This is a genomic window from Pseudomonas brassicacearum subsp. neoaurantiaca, assembly GCF_013608025.1.
Lineage (GTDB): Bacteria > Pseudomonadota > Gammaproteobacteria > Pseudomonadales > Pseudomonadaceae > Aquipseudomonas.
Window position 1 is genome coordinate 213917 of the sequence record NZ_VDLV01000008.1, and the last position, 16690, is coordinate 230606.

Annotated in this window: 17 protein-coding genes; 10 read left to right on the forward strand and 7 right to left on the reverse strand. The window is 61.8% G+C overall.

The features are described from left to right. Window positions 1–92 precede the first annotated feature (92 nt). Window positions 93–1793: an urease subunit alpha gene (ureC, locus tag FHK92_RS06425; protein ID WP_181287342.1), complete on the forward strand. Its 1701-nt coding sequence runs from the start codon at window positions 93–95 to the stop codon at window positions 1791–1793. A 174-nt stretch (window positions 1794–1967) separates the two neighbouring features. Here the strand turns inward: ureC and FHK92_RS06430 are convergent, their stop codons facing one another. Together FHK92_RS06430 and FHK92_RS06435 are read right to left on the reverse strand one after the other, a co-directional pair. Then, window positions 1968–2267, reverse strand: a complete 300-nt coding sequence (locus FHK92_RS06430; protein ID WP_181287343.1) for a chaperone modulator CbpM — start codon at window positions 2265–2267, stop codon at window positions 1968–1970. Window positions 2268–2320: 53 nt separating this feature from the next. Beyond that, window positions 2321–3259, reverse strand: a complete 939-nt coding sequence (locus FHK92_RS06435; RefSeq protein WP_181287345.1) for a DnaJ C-terminal domain-containing protein — start codon at window positions 3257–3259, stop codon at window positions 2321–2323. Window positions 3260–3553: 294 nt separating this feature from the next. Here FHK92_RS06435 and FHK92_RS06440 point away from each other — a divergent pair, with 294 nt between their 5' ends. Next, window positions 3554–4828, forward strand: coding sequence for an Hsp70 family protein (locus tag FHK92_RS06440; RefSeq protein ID WP_181287346.1), 1275 nt, complete (start codon window positions 3554–3556; stop codon window positions 4826–4828). A 135-nt stretch (window positions 4829–4963) separates the two neighbouring features. On the opposite strand, the gene FHK92_RS06445 is transcribed toward FHK92_RS06440, so the two are convergent. From FHK92_RS06445 to FHK92_RS06460, 4 genes are all read right to left on the reverse strand, one after another. Beyond that, complete coding sequence (locus tag FHK92_RS06445; protein ID WP_030140118.1) at window positions 4964–5977, reverse strand: AI-2E family transporter; 1014 nt, start codon at window positions 5975–5977, stop codon at window positions 4964–4966. Between the two features lie 234 nt (window positions 5978–6211). Beyond that, window positions 6212–6511, reverse strand: a complete 300-nt coding sequence (locus FHK92_RS06450) for a PsiF family protein (RefSeq protein ID WP_181287347.1) — start codon at window positions 6509–6511, stop codon at window positions 6212–6214. A 231-nt stretch (window positions 6512–6742) separates the two neighbouring features. Then, a complete protein-coding gene (locus FHK92_RS06455; RefSeq protein WP_181287349.1) occupies window positions 6743–7633 on the reverse strand; it encodes an esterase/lipase family protein in 891 nt (296 codons plus the stop codon). A gap of 102 nt (window positions 7634–7735) precedes the next feature. Continuing rightward, window positions 7736–8374: an FMN-dependent NADH-azoreductase gene (locus tag FHK92_RS06460; RefSeq protein WP_181287350.1), complete on the reverse strand. Its 639-nt coding sequence runs from the start codon at window positions 8372–8374 to the stop codon at window positions 7736–7738. Window positions 8375–8502: 128 nt separating this feature from the next. On the opposite strand from FHK92_RS06460, the gene FHK92_RS06465 reads away from it, so the two are divergent. After that, window positions 8503–9444: a LysR substrate-binding domain-containing protein gene (locus tag FHK92_RS06465; protein ID WP_181287351.1), complete on the forward strand. Its 942-nt coding sequence runs from the start codon at window positions 8503–8505 to the stop codon at window positions 9442–9444. 57 nt (window positions 9445–9501) lie between these two features. Further along, the gene (locus FHK92_RS06470; protein ID WP_030140123.1) at window positions 9502–10032 is read left to right on the forward strand and encodes a ferritin-like domain-containing protein; all 531 of its coding nucleotides are present in this window, start codon (window positions 9502–9504) and stop codon (window positions 10030–10032) included. A 126-nt stretch (window positions 10033–10158) separates the two neighbouring features. Here the strand turns inward: FHK92_RS06470 and FHK92_RS06475 are convergent, their stop codons facing one another. After that, a complete protein-coding gene (locus tag FHK92_RS06475) occupies window positions 10159–12234 on the reverse strand; it encodes an AsmA family protein (RefSeq protein ID WP_181287353.1) in 2076 nt (691 codons plus the stop codon). A 390-nt stretch (window positions 12235–12624) separates the two neighbouring features. Here FHK92_RS06475 and FHK92_RS06480 point away from each other — a divergent pair, with 390 nt between their 5' ends. From FHK92_RS06480 to FHK92_RS06505, 6 genes are all read left to right on the forward strand, one after another. Next, window positions 12625–13134, forward strand: a complete 510-nt coding sequence (locus tag FHK92_RS06480) for a hypothetical protein (protein WP_181287354.1) — start codon at window positions 12625–12627, stop codon at window positions 13132–13134. 155 nt (window positions 13135–13289) lie between these two features. Beyond that, window positions 13290–13922: a TetR family transcriptional regulator gene (locus tag FHK92_RS06485; protein ID WP_181287356.1), complete on the forward strand. Its 633-nt coding sequence runs from the start codon at window positions 13290–13292 to the stop codon at window positions 13920–13922. A 268-nt stretch (window positions 13923–14190) separates the two neighbouring features. Next, window positions 14191–14691: an urease accessory protein UreE gene (ureE, locus tag FHK92_RS06490; protein WP_181287357.1), complete on the forward strand. Its 501-nt coding sequence runs from the start codon at window positions 14191–14193 to the stop codon at window positions 14689–14691. Then, window positions 14688–15362, forward strand: a complete 675-nt coding sequence (locus FHK92_RS06495) for an urease accessory protein UreF (protein ID WP_181287359.1) — start codon at window positions 14688–14690, stop codon at window positions 15360–15362. The genes ureE and FHK92_RS06495 overlap by 4 nt, the downstream gene beginning before the upstream one ends. 9 nt (window positions 15363–15371) lie before the next feature. Next, entirely contained in the window at window positions 15372–15986 is a 615-nt protein-coding gene (gene ureG / locus FHK92_RS06500; RefSeq protein WP_181287361.1) for an urease accessory protein UreG, read from the forward strand. 33 nt (window positions 15987–16019) lie between these two features. After that, window positions 16020–16592: a HupE/UreJ family protein gene (locus tag FHK92_RS06505; RefSeq protein ID WP_181287362.1), complete on the forward strand. Its 573-nt coding sequence runs from the start codon at window positions 16020–16022 to the stop codon at window positions 16590–16592. The last annotated feature ends 98 nt before the right edge of the window (window positions 16593–16690 follow it).

A 16690-nucleotide genomic window follows, 5' to 3' on the forward strand; every position in this document is an offset into this window, starting at 1 on the left:
TTTGATCGCGGTCCCCTGTGGGAGCGAGCTTGCTCGCGATGAGTGAGCGCAGCGAACGGTTGCAAAATCCAATTGAATCTCAAGGCAAGCACATGAAAATCTCCCGCCAAGCCTACGCCGACATGTTCGGCCCCACCGTCGGCGACAAGGTTCGCCTGGCCGACACCGAGTTGTGGATCGAAGTGGAAAAGGACTTCACCACCTACGGCGAAGAAGTGAAGTTCGGCGGCGGCAAGGTGATTCGCGACGGCATGGGTCAGAGCCAGTTATTGGCCGCCGAGGTCGTCGACACGCTGATCACCAACGCGCTGATCATCGACCACTGGGGCATCGTCAAGGCCGATGTCGGCCTCAAGGACGGGCGCATCGCGGCGATCGGCAAGGCCGGCAACCCGGACATCCAGCCCGACGTGACCATCGCCATCGGCGCCGGCACCGAAGTGATCGCCGGCGAAGGCATGATCCTCACCGCCGGCGGTATCGACACCCACATCCACTTCATCTGCCCGCAGCAGATCGAAGAAGCGCTGATGAGCGGCGTCACCACCATGATCGGCGGCGGCACGGGCCCGGCCACCGGGACCAACGCCACCACCTGTACGTCCGGGCCGTGGCACCTGGCGCGCATGCTCCAGGCCGCCGACGCCTTCCCGATGAACATGGGTTTCACCGGCAAGGGCAACGCCAGCCTGCCGGAGCCACTGGTCGAGCAGGTCAAGGCCGGCGCCATCGGCCTGAAGCTGCACGAAGACTGGGGCACCACCCCGGCGGCGATCGACAACTGCCTCAGCGTGGCCGACCAGTACGACGTGCAGGTGGCGATCCATACCGACACCCTCAACGAATCCGGTTTCGTCGAGACCACCCTGGCCGCGTTCAAGGGCCGCACCATTCACACCTACCACACCGAAGGCGCCGGTGGCGGCCATGCGCCGGACATCATCAAGGCCTGCGGTTTCCCCAACGTGCTGCCCAGCTCCACCAACCCGACCCGGCCGTTCACCCGCAACACCATCGATGAGCACCTGGACATGTTGATGGTCTGTCACCACCTGGACCCGAGCATTGCCGAAGACGTGGCCTTCGCCGAAAGCCGCATCCGTCGCGAGACCATCGCCGCCGAAGACATTCTTCATGACCTCGGTGCCTTCTCGATGATCAGTTCCGACAGCCAGGCCATGGGCCGCGTCGGCGAAGTCATCACGCGCACCTGGCAGACCGCCGACAAGATGAAAAAGCAACGTGGCGCCCTGCCCGGCGACGGTGAAGGCAACGACAACTTCCGCATCAAGCGCTACATCGCCAAATACACCATCAACCCGGCGATCACCCATGGCATCAGCCATGAAGTGGGCTCCATCGAAGTGGGCAAGTGGGCCGACCTGGTGCTATGGCGCCCGGCGTTTTTCGGCGTCAAGCCGACGTTGATTCTCAAGGGCGGGGCGATCGCCGCCAGTCTGATGGGCGACGCCAACGCCTCGATCCCGACGCCGCAACCGGTGCACTACCGGCCGATGTTCGCCAGTTATGGTGGTTCGCGGCATGCCACCAGCCTGACCTTCATCAGCCAGGCCGCCGCCGAGGCCGGGTTGCCGGAACAGCTTGGGTTGAAGAAAAGAATTGCCGTGGTCAAGGGTTGCCGCGACGTGCAGAAGACCGACCTGATCCACAACGACTACCTGCCGAGCATCGACGTCGATCCGCAGACCTACCAGGTCAAGGCCGATGGGGTTTTGTTGTGGTGTGAACCGGCTGAAGTGTTGCCGATGGCGCAGCGGTATTTTTTGTTTTGAGGTGATAACTGGCCGAACGCATCCCCCGTGGCGAGGGAGCTTGCTCCCGCTGGACTGCGAAGCGGGCCCCGGCGTTCTGTCTGACGCACTGTGGTGATTGGTATATTTTTTGGGCTGCTGCGCAGCCCAGCGGGAGCAAGCTCCCTCGCCACAGGTTTTATGTCCGGACCTGCCTCATTCCACCAACCGCCCCAGCCGCTGCTTGAGCATGCGGTTTTCGTTGCGCAGTTGCTGGACCTCTTCCAGCAGGTCCAGCGCCAGGGCGACGCCTTCCCATTCCAGCTCCAACTCGCGGCGCAACTTGGCTGCACGGCGGGCCAGGACCAACTCGTAATCGGTGAAACGCCAATCCGTGGGGGCCGTGCCGTGAGGTTCGAGGATGCCGTGTTCGACGATTTCAATTACATGGACATCGGCTAACGCGGCGGCTTCACAGAATTCCATCAGGTCCAGTTCGATGATCGGGTTGTTCATGTTCTGCTTCTCCCAATGCTCCTACCGGCTTCTACAACAGAGACCGGCCGCTGTCAGAAATTCTCCCGCGGATCGAACGCGGCTTTCTTCGCCAGCTCCGCCCACAATGCCTTGACTGACTCGTCGCTGGCCTTGGGCATCACGGCCTTGAGCTGCACGAACAGGTAGCCGCGCTCGCCGGCCTTGTTGCGCAGGCCGTGGCCCTTGGCGCGCATGCGCTGGCCATTCTGGCTGCCGGCCGGGACCTTGAGGTTGATCTTGCCGGTGAGGGTTGGCACTGCCACTTCGGTGCCCAGGGCCAATTCCCACGGGGCCAGGGGCAAGGTGATGATCAGATCCTGCCCTTCGACGTCGAACTTGGGGTGCGGCGCGAAACGAATGGTCAGGTACAAGTCGCCATTCGCACCACCGCCGATGCCCGGCGCGCCCTGGCCCTTGAGGCGGATGCGCTCGCCGTCGGTCACGCCCAACGGAATCTTCACGTTCAGGCTTTTGCTGGTGTTGCTCACGTGCTGGCCGGCCGCGTTGTATTGCGGCACTTGGAACGTGACCTTCTTCGACTCGTTCGACAGGGTTTCTTCCAGGAAAATCGGTAATTCCATTTCCACGTCTTGCCCCCGACGGCCGGCGCTGCGACCCGATTGCCCGCCGCCGAAACCCGGCCCGCGATTGCCAAAGATCGAACTGAAGAAGTCCGAGAAATCGCCAGTGTCCTGGCCGCCAAAACCGCCACGGCTCTGCCAGCCCGGCGGGCCTTGGAACGGCTGGCCGTGCTGGCCGTAGCGGCGCAGATCATCGTACTCAGCGCGCTTGTCGGCGCTTTTCAGCGCTTCATAGGCTTCGGAGACGTCCTTGAACTTGGTCTCGGCGTCTTTTTCCTTGCTGACATCCGGGTGGTATTTACGCGCCAGCTTGCGGTAGGCAGCCTTGATCGTGCTGTCGTCCGCCGTAGGCTCCACGCCCAGGATCTTGTAGTAGTCTTTGAAGTCCATCTAAGCATCACCATCCGTTATCGATGTCGCGCCGCCACACACAGCCTGCCCGAATGACCGGACAGCGGGTTGACCGACCTCAAGATTGGGACCGGGCGGCACGTCAGAAGTTTATCGGCAGCAGGTGGCGGTTCTTTTATCCGCCTAGCGCTACCAGGCTCATGCCAGCAAGTTTGGGGGTACATGGCCCGCTTTCAAGGCCAACGATTACGAATTAGCGGACAACCGGCCTTCGAATCCGCGGCGCACTGGCATACACTGCGCGGCCGTTTTTTCGACCGGAACCTGATAGACATGAAAAACGCATCCCCGGCCCGTGCCTGCGGCATCGACTTTGGCACGTCCAACTCCACCGTCGGCTGGCTGCGCCCCGGCATGGAAACGTTGATCGCGCTGGAGGACGACAAGATCACCCTGCCTTCGGTGGTCTTTTTCAATCAGGAAGAGCGCCGCCCGGTTTACGGTCGCCTGGCCCTGCACGAATACCTGGAAGGCTACGAAGGCCGGCTGATGCGCTCGCTCAAGAGCCTGCTGGGCTCCAAGCTGATCAAGCACGACACCAGCGTCCTTGGCACGGCCATGCCATTCAAGGACTTGCTGGGATTGTTCATCGGCCAGTTGAAGAAGCGCGCCGAAACCGCCGCCGGTCGGGAATTCGAGGAAGTGGTGCTGGGCCGCCCGGTGTTTTTCGTCGATGACGATGAGCTGGCCGACCAGGAAGCCGAGAACACCTTGGTGGATGTGGCACGCGCCATCGGTTTCAAGGAAGTTTCCTTCCAGTACGAACCCATCGCGGCGGCCTTCGATTATGAATCGACAATCGAGAAAGAAGAGCTGGTGCTGATCGTCGACATCGGCGGCGGTACCTCGGACTTTTCCCTGGTGCGCCTATCGCCCGAACGACGCATGCACGACAACCGTCACGCTGACATCCTGGCGACCGGCGGCGTGCACATCGGCGGGACCGACTTCGACAAGCAACTCAGCCTGCAAGGCCTGATGCCGCTGTTCGGCTACGGCAGCCGCATGAAAAGCGGCGCCTACATGCCCACCAGCCACCACATGAACCTGGCGACCTGGCACACCATCAACGCGGTGTATTCGCAGAAATCCACCCTGGCCCTGGGCAGCATGCGCTACGACATCGAAGACACCGGCGGCATCGACCGGCTGTTCAAGTTGATCGAACAGCGCGCCGGGCATTGGCTGGCGATGGAAGTGGAAGAAACCAAGATCCAGCTGACCCACGCCGACCAGCGCCACGTGCCCCTGGACCGGATCGAGCCGGGCCTGAGCGTCGACTTGAGCCGGGCCTTGTTCGAGTCGGCCATCGATGGCCTGCTTGAGCGGGTACGCGGCAGCGTCACGCAGTTGCTCAACGATGCCAACGTGCGGGTTGATCAGGTCGATACGGTGTTCTTCACCGGCGGTTCCAGCGGCATCCCGGCGCTGCGCAACAGCGTCTCGGCAATGCTGCCCCAGGCGCGGCACGTGGAAGGCAATATCTTCGGCAGCATCGGCAGCGGATTGGCGATCGAAGCGATGAAGCGGTATGGCACCCAAGTCTGATCCCAGACCGAGGCGCCCCCTTCGCGAGCAGGCTCGCTCCCACAGTTCGATCGCATTTCTTCTGAAGGAACTTGGTCAAACGGTGGGAGCGAGCCTGCTCGCGAAAGCGGTAGACCAGGCAATGCACCTACCGGATCAAACCATCCCCACCTGCTTCAACTCACTCTTGAGATACGCATAGTAGATCGGCCCCGCCACTACTCCCGGCAGGCCGAATGCGGCTTCGAACACCAGCATCGCCATGAGCAATTCCCACGACTTGGCGCTGATCTGCCCGCCGACGATGCGGGCGTTGAGGAAGTATTCGAGCTTGTGGATCACGATCAGGTAACCCAGCGCCGCCACCGCTACCCAGATCGACAGCGACAGCGCGACGATGGTGATCAGCGTGTTGGACATCAGGTTGCCGATCACCGGCAACAGTCCCAGCAGGAACGTCATCACGATCAAGGTCTTGGTCAGCGGCAGGTGGATGCCGAACAGCGGCAGCACCACCGCCAGGAAGATCCCGGTGAAGAACGTGTTGAGCATGGAAATCTTGATCTGGGCAAATACGATGTTGCGAAACGCCTTGACCAGCAGGTTCAAACGGTCGAACAGCGCGGCGGCCAGGGGTTTGCGCTTGGTCAGGTCGGGGATGCGCTGCAAGGCAATGATCGCTCCCAGCACCATGCCGATCAGCAGCGTCACGAACATGTGGGCCGCGTCCTTACCCACCAACTGCAAGTCGCTCAGGTGCTTGCTCACCCAATCACTGATCGCCACCCGAAACTCGGCCGCGCTGGCCGGCAGGTAGGCGTCGATAAAGGGCGGCAATTGGCCGCGGGCGCGGTCGACCACGCCCATGAATTTATCGAGGGATGCGCCCGGGTTTTCTGCTTCATGCAGCAGGAAGCTGATGGCTCCGGCGAAGATCAGCGACAGCACACTTACCACCAGCGTGCCCAGCAAGGCCACCGCCAGCCAGCGGGCACGCCGGCCTTCGATCAGTCGTTGCAACTGCGGCGTGAGCATGTTGACCAGTTCGAACACCAGCAACCCGGCCAACAGGCTCGGCAACAGGCGCAGCGGCAACACCAGCAACAACCCACCGAAAATGATCACCCAACTGATCACCAACAACACATGACGCTGAGAAAACGTTGGCATACAGCCCCAGGACAAAAAACGGCTTGAAAGGATTGGCAGTCTGCCAGCGATCCACTGGCAGCACTAGAGATTGTATCGGCCGACCTTGGTCGCAGTTCAGGTGTTTTTTTGCAGTGGCTGTGCCGGCCCCATCGTCGGATCGCCGCCCGGAGCAAGCTCGCTCCCACAGGGATTGGCGTAGCCCGGTCCATTGTAGGAGCGAGCCTGCTCGCGATAGCCGCCCCACGAATTCGATTATTTTTTCTTCAGGCACTCGCTCATGAACGTCTTGCGAGCGTCCCCCTTCAGCGCCTGCTCGGTGGCAATGGCGTTGCAGGTCTTCATGCGTTCTTGCGGCGTGCTGGGGGTAGCGGCGGCGGCCGGAGCGGCCTTCAGGCAGTTGCTCATGAATGCTTTGCGTTCATCGCCCTTGAGCGCCTTGGTGGTGGCCTCGGCGTTGCAGGTGGTCATCTTGGTTTGCTGGGCCGTGGCGGCGAAGCCTTGGGAGCAGAGCAGCAAACCGATCATCAACAAAGGCACACGGAGCATCTTCATGGTGTTTCTCCTGGTTGCCGCCCGAGGAGGACGGCGGTGAGGTGCAGTGTAGACAAAGCCTGTTACACCTTCATCTATCTGATTCTCAGGTGCCAGATCCAGCGATTTCGTCGGATCGCCGCCCGGAGCAGGCTCGCCCCCACAGTTCGATTGCGTTTTTCCAGGCAGAACGCGGTCAAGTGTGGGAGCGAGCCTGCTCGCGAAGAACGATAACGCCGTCCTCCTGACGATCTACACCCCAGCAGCCTTCAACCGCTCCGCATGCTCGACAAACAACCGGATCGGCTCCGCCCCCCGGCCCACCAACCCCAGCGACTGATTGACGATGTCGAAATGGTCCAGCGGATAGTCGTCACGAATCACCGTGCCCAGGTGCGAACTGTAGCGCCCGACCATGCCGTCACACTGTCCCGCCTCGCGCACGAAAGTCCGGGCGAACAACCGGCAGCTTCGGTTCGTGCCATCGAGCAGGTTGCGGCCCCTGTCGGTCTTGCCCGGCTGCAACGTTCCGGACCAGGAGTAATAACGCACCCCATTGACCTCTTCCGGACCATGGCCGCCCCAGGTGGAAGGCAAGCCCTGTGGATAACGTTCATTGAACAGCGCCACCCCGGCCGTCGTCAGTGAGGCATGGGAAGCATCGAGGTCTGCCGGCAGTCGTGGCCCGCGATAGCCAGTGTCCAGCAAGCACATCAGCACGTTGATCAGCCGCAGCAGGGCACTGAGCAACCGTCCCTTGGCGCTGTCGGCCGGGTAGTGGGTTTGCAGGTAGTCGGCCAATTCGGAACCGTGGTTGGTGCCGGCCACCGACGTGACCGACGCCACCAGGTCCGGACGCTTGGCGGCGGCATAACGAGCGGTCAGACTGCCTTGGCTGTGACCGATCAGGTTGACCTTCTGCGCACCGGTTTGCTGCAGCACCTCCTCGATCCGCGCCAACAACTGCTCACCGCGCACCTCGGATGAATGCAGAGGCGAGACCTTAACCGGGATCACCACCGCCCCGCCCCGGCGCAACGCTTCCACGATGCCATACCAGTACGGATACAAGACCAGGCGAATGAAACCGAGCATGCCCGGGACCAGTACCAGCGGGTAGCGAGTGGCGCAGCGTTGCGACATGGCGACATCCTTGCGGTCAAGAGGGGGTCAGCATCGGTACCGATGATGACCAGTCTATGACAGCTATGTCACTTCAGCCCGATCACGGCAGGACCCAGGCCATCAGAACGTCCGGGCCAGCGCCAGCAAGCGCTGCTCGGCCTCGGCGCAGGACCGCGCGAAGCTGTGCTCGGCCGACTCCTCGCCTTCGGCCGCCACCACCGTCACGTCATTGATGCCGATAAAACCCAGGACGGCTCGCAGCCACGTGTCAGCATGGTTCATGGCTTCCAGTGGACCGCCGGGACCGAAACCAAAATCGCCACGGCTGGTCACGATCAGTGCCTTCTTGCCCAGCACCAGCGGCTCGTACTGCGAAACTCCATTGTCCAGGCTGTGATTGAACGTCAGGCCGATGCGCACGATCTGGTCGATCCAGGCCTTCACACCGCTGGGCACGCCAAAGTTGTGCATGGGCGCCGAGATTACCAAGCGGTCGTGAGCCTTCAGCTCCGCCACCAGACTGTCGCTCAAGGCCAGGTCGGCCTGCATGGTCAGCGGCCGCGCTTGGGGCTCGGGATAAAACGCCGCGGCGATAAAGGCTTCGTTGACGGCCGGAATGACGGTGCGCCCCACTTCGCGACGGGTCGGCAAGGGCTGAGGGTTGGCAGCCTGCCAGGCTGTTATGAACGCTTCCGTCAACCGCCGGGAATGGGAACGCTCGCCGCGCGGGCTGCCGTGTACGACAAGAATACTGCTCATCTGTAACTCCTTCATTGCGACTACAATCGGAATTGCTTGTGGCTCGCAGTCTTGGGCCTCGTAGCGCTTGAGTTCAAATGAGCGTTAATTGATCAGGATGAACTGTATTCATCCATTGGAGATGTCCGATGTTTGCCACCCTGCCCCTCAACGCCTTGCGAGCCTTCGAGTCCGCAGCACGGCTGCTCAGCTTCAAGGCAGCGGCCGAAGAGCTGTCGGTCACGCCAACGGCGATTTCCCACCAGATTCGCTCGCTGGAAACCTGGCTGGGGTTGCCATTGTTCGAACGCCTGCCGCGCCGGGTGCGTCTCACCGACGCCGGGCAGCGTTTATTCCACAGCTCGCATGGGGCACTGCTGGACGTTGCGCAAAGCATCGACAGCCTGCGCCCGCAACGCAGCACGACCCACCTGACGATTTCCACCACCGCAGCGTTTGCCGCCCTGTGGCTGGTGCCGCGCCTGGGTCGGTTCTATGCGCGCCACCCGAACATCAACGTGCGGCTGGATACCCATTGCGACGTCATCGACCTGCACCAGGACGCCAGCGTCGATCTGGTGGTGCGTTACAGCCTGGACACCTACTCGAACCTGTACGGGCTGTGCCTGTTCGATGAAAGCTTCGGCGTGTATGGCTCGCCGGAACAAGTGGCGCTGGCAACCCGGCAACCGCCGACGTTGATCAGTGTGCGTTGGCACAATTCCAAGTTGTACGCCCATGGCTGGGAAGGGTGGTGCGCGCGGGCCGGCGAAACCTGGCTGACCCGCGAGCCGTGCATGCGTGAATACGATGAAGAGCACTACGCCCTGCAAGCGGCAATTGCCGGGCAAGGGCTGGTGCTGGCGAGCAATATCCTGGTTTCAGAGAGCGTCGCCAGTGGCTTGCTGGTGGGCTATCGACCGCAGATCCAGATCGACGGCGCAGGCTACAGCGCGCTGTGCGTCCCTGGCCGTGAACGGCATCCGCCGGTGCGGGCGTTTTTCCAATGGGTGGAGGAGGAAGCGCGCTTGTCCGGGCACGCCCTGAAAAATCCGGTAAAACTTTTTCAGGATCGCGTCACTCAGAACTAGAGCGATCACGCCAGCAGAGCGTGGCGCCCTACCGGATCAAGCCTCCAGGAGAACGAGATGAGCGACATGCACTTATCCGACGTCACCACCCTGCGCGAACGTGCCCGCCAGAACGTCCAGAACGGCGCCGTCACCGAAGGCTACAACGCCGATCGCCAGGAAATCATCCGCCTGCTGAACGAAGCATTGGCCACCGAATTGGTCTGCACGCTGCGCTACAAACGCCATTACTTCATGGCCACCGGGCTGAAGGCCAGCGTCGCGGCGAGCGAGTTCCTCGAACACGCCAACCAGGAATCCGAGCACGCCGACCGGCTCGCCGAACGCATTGTGCAATTGGGTGGAGAACCGGAATTCAACCCCGACCTGTTGACCCGGCACTCCCATGCCCAGTACGTCGCGGGCAATACGCTCAAGGAAATGGTGTTCGAAGACTTGGTGGCCGAACGGATCGCCATCGACAGCTACCGGGAAATCGTGCAGTACATCGGCGAAAAAGACCCGACCACGCGGCGCATCTTCGAAGACATCCTGGCCCAGGAAGAAGAGCACGCCGATGACATGGCCGATATCCTGGCCGATCTCTGATACGCCTTTGGGCCTCATCGCGAGCAAGCTCGCTCCCACATTGATCGGATTTCTTTCGAAACATGCGATCCCATGTGGGAGCGAGCTTGCTCGCGATGAGGTCAGTTGTCCTACCGCACAATCTGCCTATCGGGTGGGCTTGACCGTCACCGGCGCCTTACCCGCCTTCATCTGCTCAAGCAACGGCGCGCACTGGTTCGGCTCCCCACCGCTCGGTGCCACCAGGGCCAACAGGCCTGCCGCCGGCGCGGCGATAACACCCAGGGCAACCATCCCCGCACCACGAAGCATCAGCGGTACGGCCTTGACCCCGGCGGCGGGCTTGCCAAACGTGCCCCGCACGTACAGCGGCGAGCGCAGGGAAATCAACCGCCAGCCCTTGGATTCCGGGGTGACGGTCAGGTCCAGCTGCTCGGTCGCCATATTCGCCGTACCGTCGATATAGATGATCGCGTTCTCGGTGTCGAACACGAACAGGCGTGTGGTTGCCAGGCCGGTCTTGATATCGAAGTCAGCCGCTGCGCAGTTGATCTTTACTTCCTTGTCGCCAAAGATTTTTCCCACCACGTAGTTGCCGACGTTGAGGCCCGCCAGCTCCATCAGCTCGCGGCTGATGGCGCCGTCATTGATCAACATCTTCAAGCTGCCGTTGGATGTGCCCAACAAGGCCGCCACCGAATTGCCGCGCCCGGAAATATCCGCGTCACCGTTGAGTTCACCGAAACTGGTCTTCATCGGTTCGAAGCCCGGGAACAACTGCTTGAGCTTGAAGCCACGCGCGGTCAATTTCGCCTGGCCTTCGAGAGGATGGGTGTGGCCATTGAGGCGGATTTGCGCATCGAGCCGGCCGCCGGCCACACCAAAGCGCAAGGGCTCCAGGCTCAACTGGCCATCGTTGAGCACCAAGTGGGTATAGAGATCGGTAAAGGGCAACTGCTCGCTGTGGACGATACGTTTACCGGTGAATTCAACGTCGGCGTCCATCACGCTCCAGCGCTCGGTGCGAAATTCCTCCACTGGCAAGACCTTGTCGGACGGCTGTTTGCTGGCGCCGCCGCGGGCTTTTTGTTCGGCATTGGAATCCGCGCCGATCAGCGGGGCCAAATCGCTGAACAATAATTGGTCGGACACCAGTGCTCCGCTGAGTTTTGGCCGGGGCTGGCTGGCGACGTAGGCCAGGTTGCCATGGATGTCACTGTCGCCGATCTTGCCGTTGAACCCTTCATAGCGAAACTGGGCGCCGTCTGACTCATGAAGCTTGGCGATCAATCGACCGTCCGTGGAATACGGGGGCGAATCCGGCAAGGTCACGCCCGTCAGCGGATAAAGATTGGCCAGGCTGTTGCCGGCCAGTTTCAAGCGCAGGTCCAACGCGCCGAGATTCTTCGGATCGGTCAGGGTACCGGCCAGTTCGACGCGGGTGTCGCCGACCTTCGCCTGGGCCTGCAATGGGAAAGGCTGCGACGCATCTTGCAGAGCGAGCAATCCGCCAACCTTGCCGGACCCGCCGAGATTCTGCCCGTGGTATTGCCCGTTGACCTTGAAGGCGAAGGCATAGTCCTGTGGCGTCGCCCCTTGTTCTCGAACTTTGCTGGCGGCTTTCTCACCCACGATATCGCTGAACGGAATGGGTTTGCCCAGCGGATCGATCACCAGGTCGAGACGGGTCTTGAGTGTCTGATCATCAAGGGTGACGTGGCCCTTGTCGAAGCCGATGGCGCCGATGTCCACCACCCAGCTGGACGGTTCGGCGTCCGGGTCATTTGGATCGAACTGGAACGTCCAATTGGCGCGACCATCGGCCAGGCGCTGCAGGCTGGCGTCGGGTCCAGTCAGGTCGATGCGTGGGATGGACACGCGCCGGGCCAGCAGCGCCAGGGGCGAAATACGCAACTCCGCGCGCTTGAGCGTGGCCATCTGCGGGGTCTTCGACCAGTCCGGATTGCCCAGGCTCAAATCCTCCGCCACCACATGGGGCCACGGCACAAAGGCTCGCCAGCCACCTTCCTGCGGTTCGCGCTGCCAAACCACCGCCAGGTTGCCATTGATTGCAAACGGACGATGCAGCTCCTCGGAAACCTTGGCGTTGAGCGTGGGCTTGAGGCGATTCCAATCGAAGAACGCGATGACCAGCACCAGCACAGCCAACAGGGCGACGAGGCAGGCAAAGCCCCAGGCAAAGATTTTTGAGGTGCGCGTCATGCACAAGGCTCCTGAGGCAGATTGGCGTCCAAACCGCGACGCCGGGGATAACACGAACCTGTGGCCGGCTCGTTGCGGATGATTGTTGGACAGGCGAAACGGCCGACAGGTTTACCATCAAGGACGACGAACGGCACTAAAAAATGCGCAAGAACCTGACCGATTCGACAGCTACCTGTTACCGCGCCCGCACATTTGCAGGGCACAAGTGAGTACAAACTACCCACTCCGGGGCGAAAATGCTCCTCTGAAAGCCGCGTCCTAGAGCCTTTCCCCAGAACAATCAATTCCGTTGATTATTACCATTGTGTTTATGAACTTTTATATCGACTTATCGAGAGTAGCATTGCCCTCGTACCCACTTTTCAGCCCTCCCAAGGAGCAACGATCATGAAACGCCAATTACTGATGAGCCTGTCTCTTTCACTGCTTGCCTCGACCGCTTTTGCCCTGCCAGCTTCCGAACAAGCCACGCCACAGATCAAGGACAGCCATTCTGTCTATAGCCAGACCGTAGCCGAAGGTGGCCGTGATCGCCTGGAAGAAAAAGGCCTGGTCGAAGGTGGTTCAGACCGCACCCCACAAGGTCAAACCCTGGCGGCTGACGGTGCTGATCGCACCCCACAAGGCCAAACCCTCGCCGCTGACGGTTCCGATCGCACCCCACTGGGCGAAACCCTCGCCGCCGACGGTTCCGATCGCACTCCACTGGGCGAAACCCTCGCCGCCGACGGTTCCGATCGCACTCCACTGGGTGAGACCCTGGCAGCTGACGGCTCCGACCGCACTCCACTGGGCGAGACCCTGGCAGCTGACGGCTCTGATCGCACTCCACAAGGCCAGACCCTTGCCGAGGGCGGTGGTGACCGTGTAATCGAACGTAACAGTGCAGTGAGCTGAGCCCATGGTGGCCCAGAAAAAAGCCCGATTCCTCGAATCGGGCTTTTGATTTTCAAAGCACCTCGTTTCCCGCCTCTACCTGCCCTACCGTTCGACGACGCCAAAGCCTATTTGCTAGAGTGCATCGCTCCCATGACTCGGAAGTCAGTCCTGCAATGCTGCCTCGCGCCGAACAGAAACAACAAACCCGAAACGCCCTGATGGATGCAGCCCGTCATTTGATGGAGTGCGGCAGGGGATTCGGCAGCCTGAGCCTGCGCGAAGTCGCCAAGACCGCCGGCATCGTCCCCACCGGTTTCTATCGGCATTTCGACGACATGGACCAACTGGGCCTGGCGCTCGTCAGCGAAGTCGGCCAGACCTTCCGCGAAACCATCCGACTGGTGCGCCACAACGAATTTGTCATGGGCGGCATCATTGATGCCTCGGTGCGGATTTTCCTCGACGTGGTCCACGCCAACCGGTCGCAGTTTCTGTTCCTGGCCCGCGAGCAATACGGTGGTTCGCTGCCGGTGCGCCAAGCCATCGCAAGGCTGCGCGAGGACATCAGTTCGGACCTGGCCGCCGACCTGGCACTGATGCCGAAACTGCAGCACCTGGACCTTGCCGGGCTGAACGTAATGGCCGATCTCATCGTAAAAAGCGTTTTCGCCACCCTGCCGGACATCATCGACCCACCCGCCGCAGCCCTTCCCGAACACCTCACGCCCCAAGCGAAGATTACCCAGCAACTGCGATTCATCTTCATAGGCCTCAAGCATTGGCGCGGATTGGGTAGTACTGAGTAACCGCGAAACGCCCTTTTGTAGGAGCGAGCCTGCTCGCGAAGGCGGTGTATCAGATACATGAATGTCGACTGAGCCGCTGCTTTCGCGAGCAGGCTCGCTCCCACAATGCCGCGCCAGCCGCAAAACGGTGCATCCCGCCGCGACACGCACCAACATGGCACGCCCAAGACCTCATCCGGCAACGCCACGCCAGCCATTTCCTACCTCCCCTTCGATTGGCAAGGCCCTTGCTCTAAACACAGCATTGTTCATGGCTGGAAGCACTCCGATGCTGGTGATTCACCGCAGAATCGATATTCAACCGGGCTGGGACGCCGAGTTGCACCTGACCTTCGATGCCCGCAGCAAAAGCCGCCTGCGCTGTTTCAGTGCCGAAGGAGAAGACGTCGGGCTGTTTCTCGAGCGAGGCCAACCGCCGTTGCATGACGGCGAATACCTGCAAGCCGAGGATGGGCGCATCGTGCGGGTCTGCGCCCGCCCCGAGCAATTGCTGCATGTCACCTGCGCCAACGCATTCGAACTGACCCGAGCGGCCTACCACTTGGGCAACCGCCATGTCGCCCTGCAAGTGGGCGATGGCTGGCTGCGCCTGTTGGACGACTACGTGCTCAAGGCGATGCTCGAACAACTGGGCGCCATCGTCGAATCCATCGAGGCTCCGTTCCAGCCGGAACACGGCGCCTATGGCGGCGGTCACCATCATTCCCGGCACGGCGACGAGGACTTCAACTACGCGCCACGCCTGCATCAGTTTGGCGTGCGCACATGAACCCGGCCTGGGCGCTGCTGCGTCTGGCCAGTCCACAACTGCCGATTGGCGGCTACAGCTATTCCCAAGGGCTGGAAATGGCGGTGGATAACGGCCTGATCAAGACGCCCGACGACGCACGCCGCTGGATCAGCGACCAGATGCTGCTGAACCTCGCGCGGTTTGAAGCGCCCTTGCTCCTGGCCCATTGCACCGCAGCCGCGGCGAACGATTGGGACGCGCTGTTACGACTGTGTGAACAGCACCGTGCCAGCCGGGAAACCCGCGAGCTGTACCAGGAAAGCCGGCAGATGGGCTACTCGTTGCAGCAACTGTTGGCGGGCCTGCCGGAACTCGACCGTGCGGCACGCGATTTTCTCGAACAGCGCAGCGAGCCACACCTGGCCCTGTGCTGGGCCCTTGCGGCGCGCGCCTGGAGTATCACGCCAGAAGATGCCCTCGCCGCCTGGTTGTGGAGCTGGCTGGAAAACCAACTGGCGGTGCTGATGAAAACCCTGCCCTTGGGCCAGCAAGCCGCCCAGCGTCTGACCAGCGAACTGCTGCCGCTGCTGCAACAAGCCCAGCACAGCGCCTCGACCATCGACCCCGACCATTACGGCAGCGCCGCGTTTGGCCTGTCCCTGGCGTGCATGGCCCATGAGCGCCAGTACAGCCGTCTGTTCCGTTCCTAGGAGACACACATGAATACACAACCCTTGCGCGTAGGTATTGGCGGCCCGGTGGGTTCCGGCAAGACCGCATTGACCCTGGCCTTGTGCCTAGCCCTGCGCGAACGCTACAACCTGGCGGTGGTGACCAACGACATCTACACCCGCGAAGACGCCGACTTCCTGGTGCGCAACGAAGCCTTGGCGCCGGAGCGGATCATTGGCGTTGAAACCGGCGGCTGCCCGCACACGGCGATTCGCGAAGACGCCTCGATCAACCTGGAAGCGGTGGACCAGTTGAACCGGCGCTTCCCCGGCCTGGACCTGATCCTGGTCGAGTCCGGTGGCGACAACCTGTCGGCCACCTTCAGCCCCGAGCTTTCCGACTTGACGATCTATGTGATCGACGTCTCGGCCGGCGACAAGCTGCCGCGCAAGGGCGGGCCCGGGATCTGCAAGTCCGACCTGCTGGTGATCAACAAGATCGACCTGGCACCGCTGGTGGGGGCGTCCCTGGACATGATGGACAGCGACACCCGGCGGATGCGCAACGGCAAGCCGTTCGTGTTCAGCAACCAGAAGACCGGCCAGGGCCTGGACGACATCATTGCCTTCATCGAACGCCAGGGCCTGCTGACCGCAGCCTGAATTTTTTCTAACGGATAACAAGGAAGCTCATTCATGACACTCAAACGCCTCTTCGGCGCCCTCGCGCTACTGCTCACCCCGGCCCTGGCCTTTGCCCATCCCGGTCATGGCGACAACGGCCTGATCGCCGGCCTCGGCCACCCTATCGGCGGCCTTGACCATTTGCTGGCGATGCTTGCAGTCGGCTTGTGGGCCGCACAACAACAAGGCGCCGCGCGCTGGGCGCTGCCGTGCACCTTCGTCGGCACAATGCTGCTCGGCGGCCTGCTGGGCTTCGAGGGCCTGGACCTGCCAGCGCTGGAAAGCGGAATTGCCGCCTCCGTGCTCGCCCTCGGCCTGGCGGTGGCACTGGCAGTACGTCCGCCGCTGGGCCTGGCGGTCGGTGCGACGGCGCTGTTTGCGCTGTTCCACGGCGTGGCCCATGGCTTGGAATTGCCGGACATGTCGAGCCCTTGGACCTACGCCATCGGGTTTGTCGCAGCGACAGCAACGCTGCATGGCGCAGGCTTTGCGCTGGTGCGGCTTCTGCCACGCGCGGCGGCGCCATTGGTGCGGTTGGCCGGGGCGGCTTCGGCTGCGACTGGGGTTTGGTTGTTGGCGAGCTGATTATCTAGCGTCCACGTGGGCCTCATCGCGAGCAAGCTCGCTCCCACATTTTGATTGGTGTACACCTGCGGGAGCCACAGCCTGCCCCACACTATGAT

Bases quoted from the DNA above. Each gene is read 5' to 3' on its own strand.
- FHK92_RS06480 (WP_181287354.1), top strand. From the start codon at position 12,625: ATGAAACGCCAATTACTGATGAGCCTGTCTCTTTCACTGCTTGCCTCG.
- FHK92_RS06435 (WP_181287345.1), bottom strand. From the start codon at position 3,259: ATGGACTTCAAAGACTACTACAAGATCCTGGGCGTGGAGCCTACGGCG.
- ureE (WP_181287357.1), top strand. From the start codon at position 14,191: ATGCTGGTGATTCACCGCAGAATCGATATTCAACCGGGCTGGGACGCC.
- FHK92_RS06505 (WP_181287362.1), top strand. From the start codon at position 16,020: ATGACACTCAAACGCCTCTTCGGCGCCCTCGCGCTACTGCTCACCCCG.
- ureG (WP_181287361.1), top strand. From the start codon at position 15,372: ATGAATACACAACCCTTGCGCGTAGGTATTGGCGGCCCGGTGGGTTCC.
- FHK92_RS06495 (WP_181287359.1), top strand. From the start codon at position 14,688: ATGAACCCGGCCTGGGCGCTGCTGCGTCTGGCCAGTCCACAACTGCCG.
- FHK92_RS06465 (WP_181287351.1), top strand. From the start codon at position 8,503: ATGTTTGCCACCCTGCCCCTCAACGCCTTGCGAGCCTTCGAGTCCGCA.
- FHK92_RS06485 (WP_181287356.1), top strand. From the start codon at position 13,290: ATGCTGCCTCGCGCCGAACAGAAACAACAAACCCGAAACGCCCTGATG.
- FHK92_RS06475 (WP_181287353.1), bottom strand. From the start codon at position 12,234: ATGACGCGCACCTCAAAAATCTTTGCCTGGGGCTTTGCCTGCCTCGTC.
- FHK92_RS06450 (WP_181287347.1), bottom strand. From the start codon at position 6,511: ATGAAGATGCTCCGTGTGCCTTTGTTGATGATCGGTTTGCTGCTCTGC.
- FHK92_RS06460 (WP_181287350.1), bottom strand. From the start codon at position 8,374: ATGAGCAGTATTCTTGTCGTACACGGCAGCCCGCGCGGCGAGCGTTCC.
- FHK92_RS06430 (WP_181287343.1), bottom strand. From the start codon at position 2,267: ATGAACAACCCGATCATCGAACTGGACCTGATGGAATTCTGTGAAGCC.
- ureC (WP_181287342.1), top strand. From the start codon at position 93: ATGAAAATCTCCCGCCAAGCCTACGCCGACATGTTCGGCCCCACCGTC.
- FHK92_RS06440 (WP_181287346.1), top strand. From the start codon at position 3,554: ATGAAAAACGCATCCCCGGCCCGTGCCTGCGGCATCGACTTTGGCACG.
- FHK92_RS06455 (WP_181287349.1), bottom strand. From the start codon at position 7,633: ATGTCGCAACGCTGCGCCACTCGCTACCCGCTGGTACTGGTCCCGGGC.
- FHK92_RS06445 (WP_030140118.1), bottom strand. From the start codon at position 5,977: ATGCCAACGTTTTCTCAGCGTCATGTGTTGTTGGTGATCAGTTGGGTG.
- FHK92_RS06470 (WP_030140123.1), top strand. From the start codon at position 9,502: ATGAGCGACATGCACTTATCCGACGTCACCACCCTGCGCGAACGTGCC.